Here is a 24487-nt window from a genome sequence, read left to right as displayed (position 1 = left end):
CACAGTGAGCGAACGCAAGCTTAAATTAATCCTTAAGGAGGTGCGCGGGTGCCGGTTGTGCGAGGAGCACCTGCCCCTGGGGCCCCGGCCGGTTTTGAGCGCAGCGCGGTCGGCCAGGTTGTTGATTGTCGGGCAGGCCCCGGGCACCCGGGTCCACGAGACTGGTATCCCCTGGAATGACCCTTCCGGTGATCGTTTGCGCGATTGGCTGCAGGTGGATCGCGATACTTTCTACGATGAGTCCCGCATCGCCATCATTCCCATGGGCTTCTGCTATCCCGGGCGCGGCAAGGGTGGAGACCTGCCACCGCGACCGGAGTGCGCACCTGCGTGGCACCGCCAGTTGCTCGAGCAGTTGCCGAATATCCGGCTCACTCTGCTGATCGGTCAGTATGCCCAGCGCTACTATCTGCCGCACTGGTATGGCAGCATTACCGAAAATGTACGTCACTATGCGGATGCGCTGCCTCACGGCCTGTTTCCGCTGCCACACCCCAGTCCCCGCAATACCCTGTGGCTGAAACGTCGCCCCTGGTTCGAAGAGGAAGTGGTGCCGGCGCTGCGCACGCAAATTCACAAATTTTTATAGAAGTTATCCGGCTGAAACCGTGCGCGGTGTTCTGTCGATTGAAACTGGACGATCAGGTTATGCAGGCTCCGGGCAATATCAAAATTCATCCCAGTTGGTTTTCTGTATTGCAGCCGGAATTCAGTAAGCCGTATATGGCAGAGTTACGGCAGTTTCTACTGGACGAAAAACAGGCGGGAAAAAATATTTTTCCCGCCGGCGGGCAGATATTCAACGCTTTCAATTCAACACCTTTCGATCAGGTGAAAGTGGTGATTCTGGGGCAGGACCCGTATCACGGTGCCGGGCAGGCCCACGGCCTGTGTTTCTCGGTCATGCCGGGTGTGCGGGTTCCGCCGTCTTTGAAAAATATCTACAAGGAACTGCAGTCGGATCTGGGCATTGAGCCGCCCAGCCACGGATGCCTGCAGCCCTGGGCTGAGCAGGGGGTGCTGCTGTTAAATGCGACCTTGACGGTTGAAGAGAGCAGGGCGGGTGCCCATCAGGGGCGCGGTTGGGAGCAGTTTACCGACGCCGCGGTGCACGCGCTGGCGGAGCAGCGCGAGGGCGTGGTGTTTATCCTTTGGGGGAGCTACGCGCAGAAAAAAGGCAGTTTCATCGATGGTCGCAAGCACCTGGTATTGAAAGGCCCCCATCCATCTCCATTGTCCGCGCACCGCGGCTTTTTTGGCACCCGGCCTTTCTCCCAGGCAAACACCTATCTCGAGCAGCGGGGTGAAGCACCGATCAACTGGGCGTTGCCTGCTGCCGGCGAGCTGCACCGCGTAGCAGTGGAAATTTGACGGCTTGGTTGATAGCGCGAATCAGGTAAGCGGATCGGCATCGGCGTCGTAGGGCAGTTCCTGCAGCTCGAGCACGCGTCCGTCTTTTAGCTGCAGAGACTCGCCATCGGCGACCTTGCTTTTGGTCAGTACCGCCAGTACCTCGACATTCTCACCTGCGCGGCATGCCTGCACCAGATTGCCGATACTCGAGCTGCTACCCGGGGTGAAAATTTCGTCACCGGGCTGTGGTTGGGATTCTCCATCAAGCGTCGCCCGATACATGCGCCGCTTGGCGGCACCCAGGTATTGCATGCGCGCGACCACTTCCTGTCCCGTATAACAGCCCTTCTTGAAACTTACCCCGCCCAGCAGGTGCAGGTTGAGCATCTGAGGAATAAAGCTTTCACTGGTCGCCTGATGTATCTGTGGCAGGCCCGACTCGATCAGCTGCTGTTGCCAGTTGTTATAACTGGCGGCCACTGCAGGGCCGGTGGCCAGTTTTTGCCACAGGTCAGGTGCCTGTTCTGTGGGGATCTGCACGACCACGTTGCGCTCACTCACACAGGCTGCCAGTGCGCGATGGCCGTTGTGATCAAAGGTGCGCAGTTGACCGGGTACCAGATCGGTCTCGGTGCTGTTCGACAGGTTGAGGAGCTGACTGCAGGCGGAGCCTGCATCGCGTCCCACCAGAGCGAGCCAGTGCTGCTGGTCACTGATATCGGTCAGTTCGGCTTTGAAGAAGACGGAGTATTTTTTCAGTGCGGCAAGGGCAATAGCTGTCAGGTCTCTAGGCAGCAGGAGAACAAACTCGCTCTGGTCGATTTTCAGTGCGTGAAAGGCACTGATCATACGTCCCTTGGGGTTGCAGTGGCTGCCGAGCGTCAGGTGTTCGTCGGGCAGGTTCACCAGGTCGCAAGTCAGTTGTCCCTGCAGAAACTTCTGGCTGTCGGGGCCGACAATGGAAATCGCGCCCATGGGGCTCAGGTCGATCAGCTGCAGGTCGGTACTGGCGCCCGTATCGAATTCGGCTGCGCCGCCAATCCATCGGGCTCCCTGGCTGCTGAGATAATCCTGCCACTGCTGTTGATCCATGCTGAACTTACTACCTTTGGCGCTGTTTCGTATGGTGCAGTATCTGGGGTTTTGCCGCGGGATTTCAACTACCGGTATACTGCGCGCAATTCGCAATTTGGGTTTGAGAAAGAAGTATGGATCGCAACCGTCTGTTTTGGGCCAGCCGCCGCGGCATGTTAGAGCTGGATCTGGTGCTGCTGCCGTTTCTGGAAAATGTTTACGAGACACTTTCTGAAGAGGACAAGCAGCGCTACATCAGGCTGCTGGATGAGCAGGATCAGGATCTGTTTGCGTGGTTCCTGCGCCGCGAAGATCCCGAAGACCCGGAACTGAAAAAAATCGTGCAGATCATCCGTGACAATACCGGTCTGCAGGACTGATCCCGCTGATCGCAGCGTGACGTCCGGCCCCCAGGCCCAGGATGGCGCTGCGAACCCCTCTCGATCATCTGGCGAGCGCAGCGCCAGGCTGGTTTGTGATATCAATCCTTCCCGCACACTGCAGGCCTGTCTGATGCTACTGGCGACCCAGAGCTGTCTTTTGGTCTGCTTCTCCCGACTCTCCTGGGGGCTCGTTGCCCTGATGATCCCGGCAATCCTGGTATTTTCCCTGTTCGAATGGCGGCGCCTGCTGCGGAGCTCGGGGCGGTTGTCCACCGCCGAACGGCACTGGTACTGGCAGGTCAAAGGCGGCGCCAAGCGGGAGTTCAGGTTCAGTGGTGAGCTGACACTGTGGCGCTGGCTAATCGTGATCAATGGCCGCGATCTCGGCGGCCGCCGGATACGGCTGGTGCTTTGTCGGGATGGCGCCGACGCCGATGACTGGCGCCGGCTGCTGGTGGCACTGCGCTATTCCCGCTAGTGCGGGAAGACGTGGGGCAGGCCTAACTTGGCAGATCGATAAACGGTCGCTGGTTGGCGAAGTTCTCCGGCACCAGGATGGTATCCATGGCCAGTTCCCGCAGGCCTGGATAGTCCAGGGAGTAGTGCAGTCCGCGACTCTCGCGACGGTCCAGCGCGGAGCGGATGATCAATTCAGAAACCACCGCCAGATTGCGCAGCTCAATAAGATCACTGGTGATCTTGTAGTTGGCGTAAAACTCGAGAATTTCCTGTTGCAGCAGTTTCACCCGGTGTTCTGCCCGCAGCAGGCGCTTGCGGGTGCGCACGATGCCGACAAAGTCCCACATAAACCGCCGCAATTCATCCCAGTTGTGCGAGATAACTACGTCCTCATCGGAATCGGTGACACGGGATGCGTCCCAGGCCAACGCCGCTCGCGGCGGGGTAATTTCACTCAGGGTCGCGTCGATGTGCATGGCCGCGGAGCGCGCGTAGACCACGCACTCCAGCAGCGAGTTACTGGCCAGGCGATTGGCACCGTGCAGGCCGGTAAAGGTGGTTTCGCCGATGGCGTAAAGCTGGTCCAGGTCTGTGCGACCGTTCTGGTCCACCATCACGCCGCCGCAGGTGTAGTGGGCTGCAGGCACCACCGGGATAGGCTCCCTGGTGATGTCGATACCGTACTCCAGGCACTTGCGGTATACCGTGGGGAAGTGCTCGCGCACGAAATCCGCATCCTTGTGAGAGATGTCCAGGTACACGCAGTCTGCCCCCAGGCGTTTCATCTCGTGGTCGATCGCGCGGGCGACGATATCCCGCGGCGCCAGTTCGCCCCGTTTGTCGAAGCGATGCATAAAGCGTTCACCGTTCGGCAGCTTCAGCTGGGCGCCTTCGCCGCGCAGTGCTTCGGTAATGAGCATGGACTTGGCTTTGGGGTGGTACAGGCAGGTGGGGTGGAACTGGTTGAACTCCATGTTTGCCACCCGGCAACCGGCGCGCCATGCCATGGCAATACCGTCGCCGCTGGCGCCGTCCGGGTTGCTAGTGTACAGATAGGCCTTGGAGGCCCCCCCGGTGGCGAGCACGACGGCGCGGCCCTGAAAGACTTCAACTTCCTCGGTTTTCTTGTTGTAGACATAGCTCCCGGCACAGCGGAATCGGCCGGTGGCGGAATCCGGCTGGCGGATCAGGTCGAGGGCAATATGGTGTTCAAAGCAGTCGATGTTGGGGCTATTGCGCACCCGCTCGATAAGAGTGCTATGCACCGCGCGGCCAGTGGCATCGGCGCTGTGGATGATGCGTCGCTGGCTGTGTCCACCTTCTTTGGTAAGGTGGTAGTCCCCGTCGTCCTCGCGGGTGAAGTCCACACCCTGGTTGATCAGCCAGTGAATAGCATCGCGGCTGTTTTCCACGGTAAAGCGCACCGCGTCCGGGTGGCAGAGTCCCGCACCTGCATCTAATGTATCCGCTATATGGGCTTCCACCGAGTCCGACTCGTCCAGTACACCGGCGATACCGCCCTGGGCAAACCAGGTGGACCCATCGCGCAGGCGCTGTTTGGAGAGCAGGGCCACACGGTGGCTCGCGGCCAGGTGCAGGGCCAGGGTGAGGCCTGCCGCGCCACTGCCGATAACCAGTACGTCGTAGTCGTAATGGTTCCTGTGGTCTGTTTCGCCGGTGTTGTTTTGGGTGCTCTCGTCGGTGCTCAAGGGTAACTTCGCCTCTTCGCTCATGGAGTTTTATTCGTGTTGAGGGGCGCGTAGTATACGCCATCTTCAAAAATTACCGATTTGTCAGGAACTTATGACCAAATTTCGGTGTCTTCGACACAACAGAATAATCCTGGACTCCGGGCGGAATTGCCTCGGGGCCGCGGTTGGGAGTAGGGGATGACAGGGCAACAGGCGTCACCAAGTGACCGCCAGCTGGTAGAGCGGGTTCAAAAAGGTGACAAGCGCGCCTTCGACCTACTGGTATTGAAGTACCAGCACAAAATCATGGCCGTGGTCAGCCGCTATATCAATGATCATGCCGAGGTGCACGATGTGGTGCAGGAGGCCTTTATCAAGGCCTATCGGGCGTTGGGGAATTTCCGTGGTGAAAGTGCCTTTTATACCTGGATGTACCGCATTGCCATCAACACCGCCAAGAATCACCTGGTTTCACGCAGTCGTCGCCCGCCATCCTCGGATGTGGATCTTGAAGATGCTGAATTCTATTCCGGCGCCGATCTGCTGCGGGATAACGAGACGCCGGAAAACCAGCTTTTTCGCGACCAGCTTGAGGCTACTGTGCATCGGGCCATCCGCGACCTGCCGGAAGACCTCCGTTCCGCAGTGACCCTGCGCGAGATGGAAGGGCTAAGCTACGAGGAAATCGCCGAGGTAATGGGGTGCCCGGTCGGCACGGTGCGCTCCCGTATCTTCCGTGCCCGTGAGGCCATTGACCGGGCGGTTCAGGCCGCCATGGCGGGCGAGCCGGAGCCGGTGGATGGGCGCGGCTAATATTTAGTCAGTTTTGTTTTATTAAGGTCTCAGTTTCGAGGTTCTCGATCTAACTCAACGGTTTGACCGGGACGACAGGCAAAATTTTCGACGAATTCACACAATTTTTGCCTGCTGGATAAAACTTTTTCGCCAGAGTCCGGTCTCAGAAACCAACACACAGGGTGTGAATTTCGCGCCCACTGGATTGCACTTAAAGAGGGTTGACCCGTATGTCCCACGGGAATCATCAACAGCGTTTGAATGAGTCGCTATCTTCCCTGATGGATGGCGAGGCCTCCGAGCTGGAGATTCAGCGCCTGCTGAAGGAGAGCGATGCCTCTGGCGGCGATCTCCAGCAGCGCTGGTCGCGCTATCAGCTGGCGGCCAATGTCATGCGTGGTGAACAGGTAGCACCGGTAGATCTCGGTCTCGCAGCCAGTATTTCTGCGGCAATCGCCGATGAGCCTTCGCTGGCTGAATCGGCGCAGCCCGCTTCTGCCAACGATGCCGGCAACAGCGCGGCACGCAGTCGCTGGTGGCGTCCGCTGTCTCGCGGTGCGGTGGCTGCTACGGTAGCGTTTGCCGCCGTGCTGGGGGTGCAGCAGATGCAGTCCCCGCAGCCTGCCGGAGAGCTGGTGGCTGAAGTGGAGCGCCCTGCGCAACAGCCGGTGCAGTCTGTGCCGCTGCCCAGTGGATTCGCAATGCCCTCGCTGAATACCCGTGCAGTGAGTACTGCACCCCAGCTGGTTCCCGATCAGCGCATGGGCCCCTCGCCCCAGGTTCAGGTGATCCCTTCCCCCGAGCTGATGCGTCACCTCAACCGGGTTATGATTGAGCACTCTGAGGAGGCCGCCCGGGTGGGTAGCCAAGGGATGGTGCCCTTTGCGCGTGCCACTTACGGTGAGCGACCAGCAGAGTAAAGTGGAATAAGGTCGGAGTAGAGAAGTCGGGGTGACATGCTTGTGCGCCCCCAAGTTATTGAGCTCCCGGTATAAGAAATGAACATGGCGAAAGTTTTCAGTTATTCCGCCCCGAAAGCCAACAGCTCGCTGTTGGCTTTTTTGCTGTTGGCGATGTCCCTCCACGGTCTACTGGCCAGTGCACAGAGTGCCGAACAGGGTAGGGAAAACACGTCTCAGCCCGAGAGCGGTCAGGCCGAGCCGCAGCCGCCAGGTGCGGAAGATCCGGTTTATGTGTCGCCGGCAACCGAGCTCGAAACTCAGGCGCTTCTGGCCAAGCTGGCCAATGCAGTAACAAGTCTTGAGTATCGCGGGCTGGTCACCTTTGAGCATGTGGGGGTGATGGAAACCCTCGAAGTGGTGCATGGGGTGCGCAATGGTGAGCAGGTAGAGCGTATTCGCTATCTCACGGGTTCGCCCAGGGAACTGGTGAGCAGAGGGCATAGTGCCCAGTGTCGGCGAGATGGTAGTCCGCTGTCTCGTGCCGGCTTGTGGAGCAGTAGCGGCCTGCAGAATGTTCAGAACAGCTACCAGTTTCTGATCCGCGGTGAAGAGCGCATTGCGGATCGCGAAGCGGTTGTGCTGCAGGCGCGGCCTCGGGATCCGCATCGTTTTGGCGTGGTAATCAGTGTCGACAAAGAAACGGGATTGCCGCTCAAATCTATTCTGGTGGCGCCTGCAGGTCGTGTGCTGGAGCGATTCCAGTTTGTCGAGCTTGACCTGTCCCCCATTGATGACACTGACCTGCAGCCTCAGTCCGATACGGCGCGAGAAAATGACGGGTCTGGACACTGCGGGAGTCTGGTGAGCCAGTGGCACCTGGGTTGGTTGCCGCCGGGCTTCAAGGCAGTTGCAGCACGCGAGCTGGCAGATGGGGAAATGCTGGTATTCAGCGATGGCCTCAGCGCCTTCACCGTGTTTGTGCAAAAGCTCGGGCCGGAAATGAATTACAAGGGCCGCGCGGTGCGCGGTGCCACTGTCGCCTACATGGATCATGTTGAAGTGAATGGTGAGCGCTATACCATTACCGTGGTAGGCGAGATTCCGGACAATACTGCCCGGTTGGTCGCCCAGGCTGTAGCAACCAGAAATTGACCCGCGGCTTGTCAGGTATAACCAGCGAATCAGTGCAATGATTGAAGAGCGAGGCAGGGTGGTAGCCCTGGACGACGGCGGAGTTTGGGTGGAAACCGTGCAGCGCAGCGGTTGCCACAGCTGTGCCGCCAAGTCCGGCTGTGGTACGGGACTCCTCGGTGATTTCTGGGCAAAGGCGTCGCAGGTGCGGGTGTCGGTCGCTCCCGAAATGCTCTCTCGCACCCAGCTGCACGATACCGTGGTCATCGGTATTGCGGAGAACACCCTGGCGAGTAGTGCCCTGGTCGTATACCTGATGCCCCTTGTGGCACTGGTGCTGGGTGCGCTCGCAGGGGACGCGCTAGCAGGCGTATCTGGTAGTGAGCTGTGGGCCATTTGCGGTGCCCTCGGTGGTCTTTTTCTCGGTGCAGTGTGCGTACGCCTGTACAGCCACTTGCAGCGCCATAATCCGGCGATGGCGCCTCAGCTTTTGCGACTGGAGCAGGGAAAGCCCTGTGTAATTCCCGTCACGCCTTTGTCCTGACGCGTTGTTTGCCGCGTCTCCAAAACACTTTCTTTTCCTCCCCCTTTCCGATTTCGTTTTGACCCTAAAATGCCCCGCAAAGGCTTTTTCGCCATTCCTCCCGCTGTATGCAGATAACTTTCTACACTGAAGGCAGACCTGTGCGGTGTACTGCCGATGAGGAGCGTATGGATGTTTGAAGGGCGTTGCTATGCCGAGAGCTGGCCCCTGCGGACGGCTTTTGTCATTTCCCGCGGTGCGCGCACCGAGGCGGAGGTGGTGGTTGTGGAGCTGTCGGCAGAAGGGCTGACCGGTATCGGCGAGTGCACGCCCTATCCGCGCTATGGAGAAAGCGTCGAGTCGGTACTGGCGGAGGTGTCCTCCGTATTGCCGTCGTTGCGCGATGGGCTAACCCGCGAGCAGTTGCAGGAGGTGATGCCCGCCGGGGCTGCCCGCAATGCCTTGGACTGTGCGCTGGAGCATTGGGAGCAGCAAAAATCCGGGCGCGGGTTTGGCGGTCCTGCGTGGCTGCCCACGGTGCAGACGCTGGTGGTCGGCGATGCCGAAGCCATGGCACAGGCGGCCCGTGCGGCAGCGGACGCTGGCGTATCGGTACTCAAGTTGAAGCTCGACCGCGAGCGGGTGCTGGAGCGGGTGGCAGCGGTGCGTGCTGCCGCACCGGAGTGCCAGCTGGTGATCGACGCCAATGAGTCCTGGGCAGAAGATGGCCTGCCGGCCTTGTGTGAATCCCTGGCCGAGCAGGGAGTGGCGATGCTTGAGCAGCCGCTTCCCTCCGCGGAGGATCAGCTACTGGCGCAATTTGAGCATCCACTGCCGATTTGTGCGGATGAAAGCTGCCACACCCGTGCGGACCTGCCACGGCTGCAAGGGCGCTACGATATGGTGAATATCAAGCTGGACAAGACCGGTGGTGTGCGGGAGGCATTGTTGCTGGAGCAGGCAGCTTCGCAGCAGGGGTTCCAGGTAATGCTCGGCTGCATGCTGTGCACCTCTCGTGCGGTCCGCGCCGCCTGGCCCCTGGGCAGCCGGGCACGCTTTGTTGATCTCGATGGCCCTACCTGGCTGGCCAGGGATGTCGATCCATTGCGTTTTGCTGACGGTCGGGTCTACTGGACCTGAACAGGTAGCTGACACCTCTCCATAAGAGGTTAGCCGCTAGTGCTCAAGGCGCAGTAAGTCGGTCATGACGGCCAGGTATTCCTCGCTGGCTACGTCCGCGGAGATGGGGGGGTATTCCAGGGTGATACACGGGTATTGATGCTCCGCACACCAGGTGCCGAACGAGCCGGGCGTCTGGTAGCCAAGCTCGGTCACCAGCGGCAGCTCGAATCGCTCCGCCAGCCATTGCCCGAGGGGGCTTTGCAGGGGATCTTCGACACAGGCGAGAGGCTCGTGGATGGAGATCATCCATGCGGGCTCGAGCTCGGTCACCAGGCGACACAGTGCCTGGGTTTCCGGTTCCGAGCCGGCGCGAGTGCCCGTGGAGAGATACACATCGCGTTGCTCCGCCGCACTGTTCCAGCGGTATACGGTGCCATCCGGCTTCCAGTTGATGGTGGCAAAATTGCGATTCAGGTCCACGCCACGGGCGTTGGAGCGGGTTCCCAGCTGGCAGCCATCGGGATTCACCGCGAGAATCACATGGTGGCGCAGTTGTCCGGCTTCCAGCGCGCGCAGGGCGCAGGACAGGGTCACCACTGCGGCAACTTCGTCGCCATGGGTGCCGGCCATCACGATGCCGGTATGTTCATCGCAGATGTCGGCGGGGAAGTAGAACAGCGGCGCGCCCAGCGCCGATTGCCCATACTGGAGCCGCTGGGTACGGAACAGCCCGCGCTGGGTGCGGGGGCGCAGAGTTGAGCTCACGGGTGTCTGATTGGGCTGTGTCATGAAGTCCTTAACACTGTTTTACACTGGGTTGTGAGAACTTTTCCACGAAATTCCCAACTAACAGTGTGGTACTGGCTGGCGGGCATTGCCCGGCAACAATCGCCAGTTGAGATGCCTGTGGTGGATAACACCAAGTGATAACCGCACAGGTGACCTATTGGAATGCACTTTTTTGAATATTAGTAAAAGCGCTTATCAGGGGTAATAAATATGGTTGCACGCTACTCGCAGTTCTTGCTTGCACTTTGTTTCCTTGTCTCGGCCGCCGCGAGCGCGCGCGGCCTGCCGGAGCTGACGGACCTCATCGAACAGAACTCTCCGGCGGTGGTAAAAATCAATACCTTGGAGCGCAGCCGCGTCTCACGCAATGCGATGCCTCCGCAATACGAGCAGCAGATTCCGGATATCTTCCGCCACCTGCTGGAGCCCCGTCAGCGCCAGCAGCGGCCAGTGGCCAGCATGGGGTCGGGGTTTATCATCTCCAAAGATGGCTATGTGGTCACCAATAACCATGTGGTCGATGGTGCCGACGAGGTGCGTGTAACCCTCACGGACCGCCGTGAGTACGACGCCAAGGTGGTGGGTACCGACCCGCGTTCCGATCTGGCACTGCTGAAGGTGGATGCTGATGGGCTGCCAACAGTGCGCTGGGGAGATTCCGAGCGGGTCAAGGTGGGCGAGTGGGTCGTGGCGATCGGCTCTCCCTTTGGTCTCGATTACTCGGCCAGCGCGGGCATCATCAGTGCCATGGGACGCAGCATTCCCAACGAGAGCCGCGAAAACTATGTGCCGTTTATCCAGACCGATGTGGCCATCAACCCGGGTAACTCCGGTGGCCCGCTGTTCAACCTGGATGGCGAAGTGGTAGGCATCAATTCCCAGATTTATACCCGCAGTGGCGGCTCGATCGGCCTGTCGTTCGCGATCCCTGCGAGCCTGGCCCAGGACGTGGTCGCGCAGCTGAAAGAGAAAGGGCGTGTGGATCGCGGTTGGCTGGGTGTCGGTATCCAGGACGTGGACCGCAAGCTGGCCACGGCCATGGGACTCGGTAAACCGTCCGGCGCGCTGGTCGGACAGCTTGAGGCCGGATCTCCGGCGGATCAGGCCGGCATCAAGGTTGGTGACATCATCACCCACTTCGATGGCGAAAAAATCAACATGTCCGGTGACTTGCCACACGTAGTTGGGCAGATTCGTCCTGGATCCGAAGTGCCGGTGGTACTGATGCGCGAAGGCGATCAGCGCAAGCTGAAGGTGCGCGTGGGTGCGCTGCCGGGCGATGACGATGGCCAGCAGGCATCCAGTGCGCCCGCCACCTCTGATGTAGGTGGTCGCCTGGGACTGGTGGTAGATGAGATCCCGGAGAGCCTAAAGCAACGCCTCGGGGTAGAGAGTGGCGTGCTGGTGAAGCAGGTGGTGCCGGGTAAGGCCGGTGCCAATGCGGGCCTGCGCGGCGGCGATATCATCGCCCAGCTGGGCTTTGACCAGGTAGAGTCTCTGGCGGACTACCAGAAAATCGTCAAGAAGCTGCCCAAGGGTGAGCTGCTGCCGATCCGCTTCTTCCGCGGAGGTCAGCCCACTTTCCGCACTATCCAGATCGAGGAGGATTGAGGCCGGTGAGCGGACGGGCTCCCGCCGCAGGCGGGGGCCCAATAATGGCCTGAAGCCCTTGAATTCCCGGGGCTTCGCGCAGATCGGATGCACTTTTCCTGCAACCTGTTAGACTTGCGCCCACAGCGCGGCCCGGTCCGCTCATTAACTCACTGATTTTTAAAAGGTTTTATCCTCGCAGTGGCCACTGATCTCTCCCACATCCGCAACTTTTCCATCATCGCTCATATTGACCACGGGAAATCCACTCTCGCCGACCGTTTTATCCAGGTTTGCGGCGGCCTGACCGACCGTGAGATGGCCGCACAGGTGCTCGATAGCATGGATATCGAGCGGGAGCGGGGCATTACCATCAAGGCCCAGAGTGTGACTCTGGACTACACCGCCCGCGACGGTAAAACCTACCAGCTGAACTTCATCGACACGCCCGGACACGTGGATTTCTCCTACGAAGTTTCCCGCTCCCTGGCTGCCTGTGAGGGCGCGTTGCTGGTGGTGGACGCGGCTCAGGGCGTGGAAGCCCAGTCCGTGGCCAACTGCTATACCGCCATCGAACAGGGCCTGGAAGTGATTCCGGTACTGAACAAGATGGACCTGCCGCAGGCCGAACCGGAGAAGGTGGCCGAAGAAATCGAAGACATTATCGGTATTGATGCCACCGACGCGACCCGCTGCAGTGCCAAATCCGGCATCGGCGTAGAGGATGTGCTGGAGGATCTGGTGCGACTGGTGCCGCCGCCGGAAGGTGACGTGGATGCACCGCTGCAGGCGTTGATTATCGACTCCTGGTTCGACAGCTACCTTGGGGTGGTGTCGCTGGTGCGCGTGGTTCAGGGCACCCTCAGGGCCAAAGACAAGATCGTTACCAAGTCCCTCGGCCGTCCCCATGTGGTGGATAACGTTGGTGTATTTACGCCCAAACGCAAAGAAACCGGTGTGCTGCGTGCCGGTGAAGTGGGCTTCGTGGTAGCCGGGATCAAGGATATCCATGGTGCGCCAGTGGGCGACACCCTGACCCACGCCAAGGGCGCGGAAGAGGTGGAAATGCTGCCGGGCTTCCAGAAAGTGAAGCCGCAGGTTTATGCGGGCCTGTTCCCGGTGAGCTCAGACGACTACGAGGCGTTCCGCGACGCCCTGGACAAGCTCTCCCTGAACGACGCCTCGCTGTTCTATGAGCCGGAAACTTCCGATGCCCTGGGCTTCGGCTTCCGCTGTGGCTTCCTCGGCATGCTGCACATGGAGATTATCCAGGAGCGCCTGGAGCGCGAGTACGACCTGGATCTGATCACCACAGCGCCCACCGTGGTTTACGAGGTGCAGCTGACCAACGGGGAACTGGTCAATATGGATAACCCCTCGCGCATGCCGGATCTGGGCATGATCGAGGAAATGCGCGAGCCGATCGTCGAGGCAAATATCCTTGTACCGCAGGAATACCTGGGTAATGTGATCACCCTGTGCGTGGAAAAGCGCGGTATCCAGAAGGATATGCAGTACGTGGGCGGGCAGGTTTCCCTGCGCTACGAACTGCCGATGAGCGAAGTGGTCATGGACTTCTTCGACCGCCTCAAGTCTGTGAGCCGTGGATTTGCTTCCCTGGACTACAACTTTGTGCGCTTTGACCCGGCAAAGCTGGTCCGTCTTGATATCCTCATCAACGGTGAGCGGGTGGATGCCCTGGCGGTGATCCTGCATCGGGATAACGCGCAACAGCGCGGTCGTGCCCTCGCTGAGAAGATGAAAGAGCTGATTCCTCGTCAGATGTTTGACGTCGCAATTCAGGCTGCTATTGGCGGTCAGGTAATTGCGCGTACCACGGTAAAAGCGCTGCGCAAGAACGTAACTGCGAAGTGTTATGGTGGTGACGTCACCCGAAAGAAAAAGCTGCTGGAAAAGCAGAAGGCGGGTAAGCGCCGTATGAAGCAGCTGGGTAAGGTCGAAGTGCCGCAGGATGCATTCCTGGCCGTACTCAAAGTAGACAACTGATTTCATTGTGCCGAGACGCCCCGGCAGGTGCCGGGGCCCGGAAAGCATTCGATAAAAACCAGTCAGAAAGAGACTTTTGAATGGATATCAATTTCCCCCTTATTTTGCTGTTGCTGGTGGTGGTGACAGGGGTAATCTGGCTGTTTGATGTGCTGTTTCTGGCACGTGGGCGGAAGGCCTTGACTGCGAAGGGCCAGCAGGTGCAGGAGCCTGTGGTGGTGGAGTACGCCAAGTCCTTCTTCCCGGTGCTGGCTATTGTCTTTGTGCTGCGCTCCTTTCTGGTTGAACCCTTTCAGATCCCGTCCGCATCCATGGATCCCACTTTGCAGGTGGGCGACTTTATCCTGGTTAACAAGTACGCCTATGGCCTGCGCCTGCCGGTTTCCCGTACCAAGGTGGTGGATATCGGCGAGCCCAAACGTGGGGACGTGATGGTGTTCTTCCCGCCCCATGCCAATGAGACCTACTACATCAAACGTGTTATCGGCCTGCCTGGGGATGAAATCAAGGTGGTTAACAACCAGCTGTTCATCAATGGCGAGCCCGCGCCACAGGAGCTGATCCAGGCGTTGCCCCCGGGCAACCCGCAAAAAGAGTTTCTGTGGGAAGACATCAATGGCCGCCGTCACCTGATGGCCAAGCAGATCAATCCAAGCATTTACGGCAATATTCGCACCCTGGTAGTGCCGGAAGGCCACTATTTCATGATGGGCGACAATCGGGACAACAGCCTGGACAGTCGCAAGTGGGGGTTCGTGCCCGAGAAGGACATTGTCGGCAAGGCCTTTGCAATCTGGATGCATTGGGACAAACTAATGAGCCTTCCCAGTTTCGACCGGGTCGGCGGCATCGAGTAGGACTCGATGAATACCAAAAAACACTTTGACCATGGACCGGCTTAAATAACGATAAAACGGTACTACGCAATGGCACTAAAACTACATTCACCACTGGCCGCACAACGGGGTATGAGTTACTGGGGCTGGCTGATTGTGATTGCGGTGTTCGGTTTCGGCCTGACCATCGTATCCAAGTTGGGTCCGGCCTACATCGATGCGCATTTTGTGGAGGAGGGGCTGCACAGCCTGTCCCAGAACAGTGGTATCCGGGAGATGAGCAACACCGAAATTAAACGGGAGCTCGACCGGTTCTTTACCATCAATAACGTGCGTGGTGAGCCGACCCAGTCGGTAAAAATTATCCGCGGTGCCGACAGCACCCTGGTAAGCATCAATTACGAGCTGCGTCAGCCGCTGTTCCACAATGTGGACGTGGTGATGAAGTTTGATAAACAACTGAATACTGCCAAGCCCGAGCTCTGTTGCGAGCCTCTGGTGGACCTTGAGCAGTTTCGCAAGCGAGACGATTACTAACCGGTGACAGACCTCCACCTGCAACGACTTGGCAATCGCCTGGGATATCAGTTTACCCGGGCGGATCTGCTCACTCTGGCGCTCACCCACAGATCCCACGGCAGCCGCAACAACGAGCGGCTGGAATTCCTGGGGGACTCGATCCTCGGGTTTACCATCAGCGCCGCCCTGTTTGAAAAATTCCCGGAAGGCCGCGAGGGCCAGATGAGTCGCCTGCGCGCGCAGCTGGTCAGTGGGGAGACACTGGCCAAGCTGGCACGGGAGCTGGAGCTCGGTGAGTGCCTGCGTCTGGGCGAGGGTGAGATGAAAAGTGGCGGACATCGTCGCGCTTCCATTCTCGCCGATGCGGTAGAGGCAATTATCGGCGCGATATACCTGGACACTGGCCTGGAAGCGGCGCGTGAACGTGTGCTGGCGTGGTTCGGTCCGCGCCTCGACAACCTGTCGCTGGAAACCGCCAAAGACCCCAAAACCCGCTTGCAGGAATGGCTGCAGGCGCGCCAGAAACCACTGCCGGCGTACAAGGTAGTGGCGATCGGTGGTGAAGAGCACTCCCAGCAGTTCGTGGTGGAGTGCAGTGTGCACGGACTTGACCAGCCGGTGCGCGGCACTGCCGGCAATCGGCGTGCGGCGGAGAAGGCCGCCGCCAGCGAAGCTTACGCTCGACTGACCGGGCAGGGCTGACTCTATAATCGGCATCATTATCAATTGCCCACGTTTCAAGCTGGCCTTGCGGCCTGCCGTGGGACGGCCCCAGGGGCCCGGAGACTTTCCTTGAGCGAATCAAACAACCCACCTTCCCGTTGTGGCTACGTGGCTATTGTCGGCAGGCCCAACGTGGGCAAATCCACGCTGCTGAATCATGTGCTGGGGCAGAAAATCTGCATTACTTCGCGCAAGCCCCAGACGACCCGCCACAATATGCTCGGTATCAAGACCGAGGGCAGTAACCAGATTATTTTCGTGGATACTCCGGGCCTGCACGCTGGTGAAGAAAAAGCGATCAACCGCTATATGAACCGCGCGGCCATCAGCTCCACCCGGGATGTGGACGTGGTGGTATTTGTCGTGGAACGGGCGCGCTGGACCGAGGGTGACGAACTGGTTGCGCAGAAACTGCGCGGCCTCAAGTGCCCGCTGATCATTGCCGTCAACAAGGTGGACCAGCTTGAGGACAAGGCGGAACTGCTGCCGCAGTTGCAGGCCCTGTCCGAGCGCTTCCCGGATGCTGAGGTTGTTCCGCTGTCGGCGCTGCGGGCGTCTAACCTGCAGGCGCTGGAGGACGTAATCATCGAGCGCCTTCCGGAAGGTGTGCACTTCTTCGAGGAAGATCAGATCACCGATCGCAGCTCCCGATTCCTGGCCGCGGAGATCATTCGCGAGAAGGTTATGCGTCAGCTGGGTGCGGAAATTCCCTATTCGGTGACCGTCGAGGTGGAAGAGTTCAAGCAGGAGGGCAAGATCCTGCACATCAGTGCGGCGATCCTGGTCGAGCGCGGCGGACAGAAGCGCATCCTGATTGGCACCAAGGGCGAACGGATCAAGCAGATCGGCCAGCAGGCGCGGCTGGATATGGAGCGTCTGTTTGACAGCAAGGTAATGCTGAACCTTTGGGTGAAAGTGAAATCCGGCTGGTCCGATGACGAGCGCGCGCTGCGCAGCCTCGGCTACGTGGACAAGCGCTGAGCCGCGACCCTGTATCACCGTGCAGCAGCTGCCTCCGCAACCGGCTTATATCCTGCACTCGCGTCCCTTCCGGGACTCCAGCCTGATCCTCGAGCTGTTGACCCCGGATTACGGACGCATCTCCTGCATTGCCCGCGGGGCGCGCCGCGACAAACAGCGGCGACAGCGGGCGCTGCAGCCTTTCTCTCCCTTGCTGGTGACTCTGCTCGGGCGCCACAACCTTAAAACTCTTGGACCTCTGGAAAGTGCCGGGCAGTCCCTGTGGCTCAAGGGTAGGGCTGTGTACGCTGGCCTGTACGCCAACGAATTGTTGGTGCGCTTGTTGCCAGAGGGGGAGAGCCTGGTGTCAGTGTTTGCCGCCTATCAGCAGTTGCTGGAGGCGTTAGCGGCGGTGTCTGGCGAGCACAGTGTGGAGCTGGAACTGCCGTTGCGCAGCTTTGAATTGAACCTGTTACAGGCCCTGGGCAGTTGCCCGGAGCTGGATTACTGCCCGTTAGAGCATGCGCCGATACGCGCAGACGCTGTGTACAGGTTGACCCGCGAAGAGGGGTTTATGCCAGTGGTTGTCCCTCAGGGGCGCCCGCTGCGTACCGGGGAGTTTCAAGGCGAGCAGTTGCTGCGAATGGCGCAACTGGCGGATTCAGAAGCCGCAGCTACGCCGGATAGTGAGACCCTTTCCACGGCCAAAAGACTTACTCGCCTCCTGCTACAGCCTCTGCTGGGCGGTCGTCCGCTCAGCAGCCGCGAGCTGTTTCGCCAGGTCTACAGCGAAGGCTAGAGGTCGCAGCGCGGCCGTCACGCGTTACTTCGCTGCCTCTGTTGGTCCGTCAGAATTCCCCTCCAATTCGCCCTCCAGACCAAACAGGGCTTCCAGGTCCTGGTCTGCTGCCCAGTCGCGCAGGCTGCGAATCTCTTCTCTAACCCGCTCATAAGCGCTCTGGTAGGCCTGCTCGTCGATTTGCGTTGGGTTCTGATCCCGCACCGGGCGCAACAGTTCCTGTAATTGTTCCGACGATGTTGATGCTCATCATCAACTCGGATTCCTTACCGCTCTGTACGGCGATACGGACCGGGATGCTGCCGTGTTCTGAGCAGCGAATGGCGGTGCTGACCAGGTTGGTCAGGATCTGTTTGATGCGTAGCGGGTCGCCGATTTGCGATGGCGGCAACTGCGGGTCGACAAAGGGTACCAGTTCCAGATTGTGCTCGTAGCCGTAGGGCGCGAGGATCTGCAGGGTTTCTTCCAGGACCTGGCCGAGGTTCATCGGGCTGTGATCCAGTACAAGGTTGCCCGACTCGATACGGGAGAAGTCGAGGATGTCGTTGATGGTGGTAAGCAGGCTTTCTGCTGAGCGCAGGATGGTCTGCAGGTAGTCTTGTTGCAGCTGGTCGACTTCGGTTTTCAGCAGCAGGTTGGTAAAACCGATGATGCCGTTCAGTGGCGTGCGGATCTCGTGGCTCGTATTGGCCAGGAAGGTGGATTTAACCCGACTGGTTTCCACTGCCTTTTTACGCGCGAGCTCCAGTTCAATGTTCTGTTCTTCCATCGAATCCAGCGACTGACGCAGGTCCTCCATGGACTGGTGAAGGCCGTCCTGGTAGTCCCGGAGAAATTCCGCCAGGTTGTCCGCCATCAGGTTAATTTCTTCCCCCAGCTGGGACAGCTCCAGATTGCCAGATTTCGCTGCACGCGCAGTAAATTTCCCTTGCCCGACCGCGCGCAGGGAGTCTTTGAAGTGCTCCAGGCTGCGGGATGCGCGTTCGGAAAGTGCCACGGCCCACACCAGGGCAATCAGTGCGCACACAATCAGTCCGAGCAGGCCGATCAGTGCCACCTGGTAGGTGCCCACAAGGAAATAGGGACGGTGTAGCTCAATGGTCAGCCAGCAGTTGGTATCTTCCCCGCGCAACGGGTGGAGCACCTGCAGACTTTTTAGATCCTCGTAGATATGCGCCTGTTTGCCCCGCAGTTCCTCTGCCTTGAAGGCGGTGCGCGGACGCGGGCCAACACTGGATATCAGGGTGAACTCTTCCTCGCCGATTTCATTGCGGTCGGCCCGGTACAGCTGGACCGAGCGGATCATATCCCGCTCCAGCATCAGTGCCAGGAGGCTTTTGTCCAGCCACTTGATCCGGTCTTCGAACGAATGACCGTCGCTGAGATGAATCAGCTCCACCAGCTGCTCCGCGCTGGCGCGACCGTGACTCAATAGCAGGTCACGGCGGTCGCTCATCTGCTGCAGGGTAAACAGCAGGCTCAGCAGAACTGAAATGATCAGAGCGGGCGCCATGGTGTAGCGGAACATAATTGCCCGCAGCGACAGCGGGCGTTTGCCGGTGCGCCGTTTGTGGCTTCGCTCCTGCGACGACTTCACCAGTGACGGCTGTGGCGCGGGGCGGGAATGATTAGCGGGGGCGTGGGCCATGATTTCTGCGGCTGTTGTGTTATTTTTGTCCGATTCTACGCCTGCTGGCCACAGAAGCCACCCCAAAATAGTCGGTTTTTGCGCGGAATCTACTGCCTTCCAGTGATGCGAAGTCGCAGCCGCGCCGCCCGGGGGGTAGAATGTTCGCCCGCCAGTCCCGATGAATAGTCCGATGGATCAGATGCTGACTATGGAATACCCGACCATTGCCGATTGCGTTGGCAATACCCCCCTGGTTCGGCTGCAACGCCTACAGGGAGAGACTTCCAATACCATCCTGCTCAAGCTGGAGGGTAATAATCCCGCGGGATCCGTCAAGGATCGCCCGGCGCTGTCGATGATCAGCCGTGCGGAGGCACGCGGTCAGATTCGCGCAGGAGACACACTGATCGAGGCTACCAGTGGCAATACCGGTATCGCGCTGGCCATGGCGGCGGCGATCAAGGGCTACCGCCTGGTACTGATCATGCCTGAAAGTGCTACGGAAGAGCGCAAGGCAGCCATGGCGGCCTATGGTGCGGAGCTCATTCTGGTGAGCGCGGAACAGGGAATGGAAGGTGCGCGAGATCTGGCATTACAAATGCAGGCAGAAGGGAAGGGGCTGGTGTTGGATCAGTTCTCCAATCTGGACAACCCCGCCGCCCATATCGAAACAACCGGGCCGGAGATCTGGCGTCAGACTGGAGGGCGCATTACCCACTTTGTGTCTTCTATGGGGACCACCGGAACCATCATGGGATGTGGTCGCTATCTGAAGCAGCAGAATCCAGAAGTCCAGATCGTCGGCCTGCAGCCCACAGAGGGCTCTGCCATCCCGGGTATTCGTCGCTGGCCCCAGGCCTATTTGCCGAAAATATTTGTGCCGGACGAAGTTGACCGTGTTATGGATATTAGTCAGCAGGAGGCGGAGGATATGACCCGGCGCCTGGCCCGTGAAGAGGGTATCTTCTGCGGGGTATCGTCCGGCGGCGCTGTAGCCGGTGCCCTGAAAATTTCCCGGGAAGTAGAAAATGCCACGATAGTGGCGATCATCTGCGATCGCGGTGACCGGTATCTTTCTTCCGGTCTGTTTAATGTCGACGCTCCGGCTTAAACGCACAAACACGTTTTTCCGATCATTCTGACCGCGAGTTAATACATTGGTACAAGTCAGAAAAAATTATCCGCGACTGGCCGACGGCACTCTCGATAGGGAGACCTGGCTGCGCCATATTCAGGCGCTGGCAAAGCTGGATGGCGGGACTCTGGTGACCCTCCGCAAGGCCATTGAAATCAGCGAAGAGGCGGAGCATCGCTCCATCGATGCGCAAAATATCTGGGCGGAAGGAACCAGTAGCTTTCTTACCGGCCTGGAAATGGTCGAGATTCTCGCGGACCTGCAGATCGATGGCGAAGCCCTGTGTGCGGCCATGCTCTACCGTGCGGTACGTGAAAATCGCCTGTCCCTGAAAGCTGTCTCCGATGAGATGGGAGAAACCATCGCCAAGCTGATCCGCGGTGTCCTGCAGATGGCGGTGATCCGCAATCGCAGCGCGGATACTGGCGAGGAAAACCAGAGCGGTGCGGTAGAAGAGCATTCGGAAAATATCCGCAGGATGCTGGTGGCTCTGGTAGATGATGTGCGGGTTGCACTGATCAAGCTTGCGGAGCGCACCTGTGCTATCCGGGCAGCGAAAAAGGCGGATGAGGCCAAGCGCCGCCGGGTCGCACGAGAAGTGGCTGACGTTTATGCGCCGCTGGCCCACCGCCTGGGTATCGGACATATCAAGTGGGAGTTGGAAGACCTCTCCTTCCGTTACCTGGAGCCCGACGACTACATGCAGATCGCGCGGCTGCTGGACGAAAAGCGCCTGGCGCGGCAGGACTATATCGACGATGTACTGGACATGTTGCGCAACGAACTGTCCAAGGCGGAGATTGAAGGCGAAGTATTTGGCCGCGCCAAGCACATCTACAGCATCTGGCGGAAGATGCGGCGAAAAAATATCGGTTTCTCCCAAGTCTACGATATTCGCGCGGTGCGCATTCTGGTGCCCACGGTACGGGACTGTTATGCGGTGCTCGGGATCGTGCACAACCTTTGGCGCAACATCCCCAACGAATTTGACGATTACATCGCTTCGCCGAAAGAAAATGGTTATCGCTCCCTGCATACCGCGGTGATCGGTCCCGAGCGCAAGGTGCTGGAGGTCCAGATCCGGACGTTTGCCATGCACGAGGAAGCCGAATACGGGGTGTGTGCGCACTGGCGGTACAAAGGGACCGACAAGAAATCTGGCCAACTGGATGGTCAGGACGGCTACGAGCAGAAGATTTCCTGGCTGCGCCAGGTGCTCGACTGGCACGAAGAAGTGGGGGGCAACCCGCTGCAGGACGATCTCCAGGCCAGCGATGTCGACACCCGAATTTATGTATTTACCCCGGATGGCCATGTGGTCGATCTGCCCCGCGGTGCCACCCCGCTGGATTTCGCGTACAGGATCCACACAGAAATCGGGCATCGCTGTCGGGGGGCCAAGGTAGACGGGCGCATTGTGCCCCTCAATCACGAACTGCAAACCGCCAACCAGGTGGAAATCCTCACTGGCAAGCGGGAGTCGCCTAGCCGTGACTGGATTTCCCGGAGCATGGGTTACATCACCACCTCGCGGGCCCGGGCCAAAGTCATTCACTGGTTCAAACAGCAGGCGCGGGATCAGAATATCGCGGAAGGGCGCACCATTCTCGATGGGGAATTCAAGCGACTGGCGCTCGCGGATTTCGATTTCGAGAAGCTCGCAAAGAAACTCAACATGCATTCCCTGGACGACCTTTACGCGGCGGTAGGCGCCGGCGATATTGGTGTCGGTCAGGTACTCAACGCTGCCCAGCGCATGGTGAAAGTGGAGCGGGGAGAGCCAGTAGTTTCCCTCACTGCGCCGGTCGCCCGCGAAGGGCAGGCGGATGTTTACATCGACGGTGTGGGTAACCTGATGACGCAGATCGCCCGTTGCTGTAACCCGTTGCCGGGGGACGACATCATGGGCTATATCACCCAGGGCCGCGGAGTTTCCATCCACCGTAAGGACTGCGCCAATATGCTGCGTATGCAGTCCGATGAGCCTGAGCGTATTCTGCAGGTAGAGTGGGCCGAAAAACCCAGCGATCTCTACTCGGTTGAAATTATGGTGGAGGCGTACGACCGTCACGGCCTGTTGCGGGATATCACCGCCATGCTGGATAGCCAGCGCATCAATATTACTGCCATGCAGACTCGCTCTAACAAGCATAAGCACACAGTAGATATGGTGATTACCGCCGAGATCCATAACTTTGAAGAGCTCAGCCAGGTGCTGCATCGCATCAATCAGCTTCCCAATGTTGCGTCGGCCAACCGGCGTATTCTTCACTGATCCTGTAACCAGATGGTAGACATGAAAGAAACCTATACCGTCGAAGATCTGCAGTTTTTGATGTCACAGCTGCGCAACCCGGATGGCGGTTGCCCTTGGGACCTGAAGCAGACGTTTTCGTCCATCGTTCCCTCCACGATTGAAGAGGCGTACGAAGTGGCTGAGGCCATTGAGCTGGAGGATTTTGAACACCTGCATGAAGAGCTGGGTGACCTCCTGTTTCAGGTGATTTTCTATGCCCAATTGGGACAGGAGCAGGGTCATTTCGATTTTTCCCGTATCGTCGATACCCTGGTGCGGAAACTGGTGCGGCGTCATCCCCATGTATTTCCCTCTGGAGATCTGCACGGCGAGAATCAGGCCGGCGAGATCGACGAGCAACAGGTGAAAGCCAACTGGGAGTCGATCAAGGCCGCGGAGCGCGAAGCCAAGGGTGAGAAGGGTACTCTGGACGGTGTAGCGGCGGGATTGCCAGCGCTTACGAGGGCTGCCAAATTGCAGAAGCGAGCATCTCAGGTGGGCTTTGACTGGCCCGAAATTGATGGCGTACTTGCCAAGGTCGAAGAGGAAGTGCGGGAATTGCGTGAAGCTATTGCCAGTGGAGATAGTGAACATTCCCGCGAAGAATTGGGGGACCTGCTGTTCTCCTGCGTCAACGTTGCCCGGCATCTAAATGAAGATCCAGAGGCGGCGCTGCGCCAGTGTAATCGCAAATTCCAGCAGCGCTTTGGCGCGGTGGAATCTGCGCTGAAACAGCGGGATTTGCAGCCCGCAGATGTCTCCCTGGAAGAGTTGGACCAGCTCTGGGAACTGTCCAAAAAGTAGTTTCTGACACAGGATGGGGCCGGTTGCAGAGCGGGAAGTGGCGCTAAACTCCTGAATCCGGAATAAAATTGCCGAGTTTTGTAAAAAAATTACCGAATTCGGCCAGACCACATGCGGACTTGTTCTGGCATGGGGCAAAGTGTAAGGTAGCGCTCTTTTTACGGTGGCCCGCCGCAATGACTGCGCTGCGCCTCGGCATGATCTGGAGATTATCTGTTTATGCGAATCATACTTCTGGGCGCTCCGGGCGCTGGTAAGGGTACTCAGGCCCAGTTCATCACCGAGAAGTTTGGAATTCCTCAGATTTCTACCGGGGACATGCTCCGGGCTGCGGTCAAGGCCGGCACGCCACTGGGACTGCAAGCCAAAGACATCATGGCAGCAGGACAGCTGGTTTCCGATGACCTGATCATCGCTCTGGTCAAAGAGCGTATCGCAGAGCCGGATTGTGCCAATGGATTCCTGTTCGACGGCTTCCCGCGCACCATTCCCCAGGCCCAGGCCATGCTGGACGCTGAAGTCGCCATCGACCACGTGCTGGAAATCGCCGTGGACGACGAGGAAATTGTAAAGCGCCTGTCTGGCCGTCGTGTGCACGAAGGCTCTGGTCGCGTTTACCATCTGGTATACAACCCGCCCAAAACTGAAGGCGTGGACGACGTTACCGGTGAACCGCTGGTACAGCGCGCGGACGATAGCGAAGAAACCGTGCGCAACCGTCTTTCCATTTATCACGAGCAGACCGAGCCCCTGGTCGGTTTTTACCGTGAGCTGGAACAGCGCCAGCCAGAGTCCGCGCCGAAGTACAGCAAGGTAGAAGGTGTCGGCTCCATGGACGCTATCCGCGACCAGGTTATTGCAGCCCTGAGCTGATCGTATCCTGCATCGGTTAAAGTCCTGCCATAGGCGGGCAAAGAAGCTTCCAGCTGTTGCTTCTTTTATGAAAAAGGCTCCTTCGGGAGCCTT

Annotated in this window: 24 protein-coding genes; 20 read left to right on the top strand and 4 right to left on the bottom strand. The window is 58.9% G+C overall.

Translation table 11 applies throughout. From position 1 onward, the window contains the following. Positions 1-94 precede the first annotated feature (94 nt). Entirely contained in the window at positions 95-589 is a 495-nt protein-coding gene (locus B4U49_RS09085; RefSeq protein WP_338036827.1) for a uracil-DNA glycosylase family protein, read from the top strand. A gap of 59 nt (positions 590-648) precedes the next feature. Then, positions 649-1371, top strand: a complete 723-nt coding sequence (gene ung, locus B4U49_RS09080) for a uracil-DNA glycosylase (protein WP_078084288.1) — start codon at positions 649-651, stop codon at positions 1369-1371. 21 nt (positions 1372-1392) lie between these two features. On the opposite strand, the gene ygfZ is transcribed toward ung, so the two are convergent. Further along, the gene (gene ygfZ / locus B4U49_RS09075) at positions 1393-2445 is read right to left on the bottom strand and encodes a CAF17-like 4Fe-4S cluster assembly/insertion protein YgfZ (protein WP_078084277.1); all 1053 of its coding nucleotides are present in this window, start codon (positions 2443-2445) and stop codon (positions 1393-1395) included. A 116-nt stretch (positions 2446-2561) separates the two neighbouring features. Here ygfZ and B4U49_RS09070 point away from each other — a divergent pair, with 116 nt between their 5' ends. Together B4U49_RS09070 and B4U49_RS18840 are read left to right on the top strand one after the other, a co-directional pair. After that, positions 2562-2807 (top strand): FAD assembly factor SdhE, encoded by a 246-nt coding sequence (locus tag B4U49_RS09070; protein ID WP_078084276.1) that lies wholly within the window; start codon positions 2562-2564, stop codon positions 2805-2807. A gap of 16 nt (positions 2808-2823) precedes the next feature. Next, a complete protein-coding gene (locus B4U49_RS18840) occupies positions 2824-3288 on the top strand; it encodes a protein YgfX (RefSeq protein ID WP_143735602.1) in 465 nt (154 codons plus the stop codon). A 22-nt stretch (positions 3289-3310) separates the two neighbouring features. On the opposite strand, the gene nadB is transcribed toward B4U49_RS18840, so the two are convergent. Then, complete coding sequence (nadB, locus tag B4U49_RS09060) at positions 3311-5002, bottom strand: L-aspartate oxidase (protein WP_239692540.1); 1692 nt, start codon at positions 5000-5002, stop codon at positions 3311-3313. 156 nt (positions 5003-5158) lie between these two features. On the opposite strand from nadB, the gene rpoE reads away from it, so the two are divergent. The 5 genes from rpoE (at position 5159) to ycjG (ending at position 9451) form a co-directional block, all read left to right on the top strand. Beyond that, the gene (gene rpoE, locus B4U49_RS09055) at positions 5159-5773 is read left to right on the top strand and encodes an RNA polymerase sigma factor RpoE (RefSeq protein WP_078084274.1); all 615 of its coding nucleotides are present in this window, start codon (positions 5159-5161) and stop codon (positions 5771-5773) included. A 212-nt stretch (positions 5774-5985) separates the two neighbouring features. Then, positions 5986-6675 carry a sigma-E factor negative regulatory protein gene (locus tag B4U49_RS09050; protein ID WP_078084273.1) on the top strand — a complete coding sequence of 230 codons (690 nt, stop codon included), beginning with the start codon at positions 5986-5988 and terminating at the stop codon, positions 6673-6675. 84 nt (positions 6676-6759) lie between these two features. Beyond that, on the top strand, positions 6760-7809 hold the full coding sequence (locus tag B4U49_RS09045) for a MucB/RseB C-terminal domain-containing protein (RefSeq protein WP_158078586.1): 1050 nt from the start codon (positions 6760-6762) through the stop codon (positions 7807-7809). A gap of 37 nt (positions 7810-7846) precedes the next feature. Then, positions 7847-8332 carry a SoxR reducing system RseC family protein gene (locus B4U49_RS09040; protein WP_078084271.1) on the top strand — a complete coding sequence of 162 codons (486 nt, stop codon included), beginning with the start codon at positions 7847-7849 and terminating at the stop codon, positions 8330-8332. A gap of 171 nt (positions 8333-8503) precedes the next feature. Continuing rightward, positions 8504-9451 (top strand): L-Ala-D/L-Glu epimerase, encoded by a 948-nt coding sequence (gene ycjG / locus B4U49_RS09035; protein WP_239692539.1) that lies wholly within the window; start codon positions 8504-8506, stop codon positions 9449-9451. 36 nt (positions 9452-9487) lie between these two features. Here ycjG and mpaA read toward each other — a convergent pair whose 3' ends face one another. Then, positions 9488-10222 (bottom strand): murein tripeptide amidase MpaA, encoded by a 735-nt coding sequence (gene mpaA, locus B4U49_RS09030; protein ID WP_078084269.1) that lies wholly within the window; start codon positions 10220-10222, stop codon positions 9488-9490. Positions 10223-10432: 210 nt separating this feature from the next. On the opposite strand from mpaA, the gene B4U49_RS09025 reads away from it, so the two are divergent. The 7 genes from B4U49_RS09025 (at position 10433) to recO (ending at position 17656) form a co-directional block, all read left to right on the top strand. Then, positions 10433-11833 carry a DegQ family serine endoprotease gene (locus tag B4U49_RS09025; protein WP_078084268.1) on the top strand — a complete coding sequence of 467 codons (1401 nt, stop codon included), beginning with the start codon at positions 10433-10435 and terminating at the stop codon, positions 11831-11833. Positions 11834-12013: 180 nt separating this feature from the next. Next, the gene (lepA, locus tag B4U49_RS09020) at positions 12014-13819 is read left to right on the top strand and encodes a translation elongation factor 4 (protein WP_078084267.1); all 1806 of its coding nucleotides are present in this window, start codon (positions 12014-12016) and stop codon (positions 13817-13819) included. A gap of 80 nt (positions 13820-13899) precedes the next feature. Next, the gene (gene lepB / locus B4U49_RS09015; RefSeq protein ID WP_078084266.1) at positions 13900-14676 is read left to right on the top strand and encodes a signal peptidase I; all 777 of its coding nucleotides are present in this window, start codon (positions 13900-13902) and stop codon (positions 14674-14676) included. Positions 14677-14745: 69 nt separating this feature from the next. Then, positions 14746-15192 carry a DUF4845 domain-containing protein gene (locus B4U49_RS09010; RefSeq protein ID WP_078084265.1) on the top strand — a complete coding sequence of 149 codons (447 nt, stop codon included), beginning with the start codon at positions 14746-14748 and terminating at the stop codon, positions 15190-15192. Between the two features lie 3 nt (positions 15193-15195). After that, positions 15196-15876, top strand: coding sequence for a ribonuclease III (gene rnc / locus B4U49_RS09005; protein WP_078084264.1), 681 nt, complete (start codon positions 15196-15198; stop codon positions 15874-15876). 90 nt (positions 15877-15966) lie between these two features. Next, positions 15967-16878: a GTPase Era gene (gene era / locus B4U49_RS09000; RefSeq protein ID WP_078084263.1), complete on the top strand. Its 912-nt coding sequence runs from the start codon at positions 15967-15969 to the stop codon at positions 16876-16878. Between the two features lie 19 nt (positions 16879-16897). Further along, a complete protein-coding gene (gene recO, locus B4U49_RS08995; RefSeq protein ID WP_239692538.1) occupies positions 16898-17656 on the top strand; it encodes a DNA repair protein RecO in 759 nt (252 codons plus the stop codon). Between the two features lie 148 nt (positions 17657-17804). Here the strand turns inward: recO and B4U49_RS08990 are convergent, their stop codons facing one another. Then, complete coding sequence (locus B4U49_RS08990; RefSeq protein ID WP_078084261.1) at positions 17805-19304, bottom strand: histidine kinase dimerization/phospho-acceptor domain-containing protein; 1500 nt, start codon at positions 19302-19304, stop codon at positions 17805-17807. A 190-nt stretch (positions 19305-19494) separates the two neighbouring features. On the opposite strand from B4U49_RS08990, the gene cysM reads away from it, so the two are divergent. The 4 genes from cysM to adk all read left to right on the top strand — a co-directional run bounded on the left by cysM (position 19495) and on the right by adk (position 24394). Continuing rightward, complete coding sequence (cysM, locus tag B4U49_RS08985; protein WP_239692541.1) at positions 19495-20397, top strand: cysteine synthase CysM; 903 nt, start codon at positions 19495-19497, stop codon at positions 20395-20397. Between the two features lie 46 nt (positions 20398-20443). Next, positions 20444-22696 (top strand): GTP diphosphokinase, encoded by a 2253-nt coding sequence (gene relA / locus B4U49_RS08980; RefSeq protein ID WP_078084259.1) that lies wholly within the window; start codon positions 20444-20446, stop codon positions 22694-22696. Between the two features lie 21 nt (positions 22697-22717). Continuing rightward, positions 22718-23521: a nucleoside triphosphate pyrophosphohydrolase gene (mazG, locus tag B4U49_RS08975; protein ID WP_078084286.1), complete on the top strand. Its 804-nt coding sequence runs from the start codon at positions 22718-22720 to the stop codon at positions 23519-23521. A 219-nt stretch (positions 23522-23740) separates the two neighbouring features. Continuing rightward, the gene (gene adk / locus B4U49_RS08970; RefSeq protein WP_078084258.1) at positions 23741-24394 is read left to right on the top strand and encodes an adenylate kinase; all 654 of its coding nucleotides are present in this window, start codon (positions 23741-23743) and stop codon (positions 24392-24394) included. Positions 24395-24487: the final 93 nt, after the last annotated feature.

Source organism: Microbulbifer mangrovi, from assembly GCF_002009015.1.
Classification (GTDB): domain Bacteria; phylum Pseudomonadota; class Gammaproteobacteria; order Pseudomonadales; family Cellvibrionaceae; genus Microbulbifer; species Microbulbifer mangrovi.
This window is presented reverse-complemented; position numbering and strand designations above follow the sequence as displayed.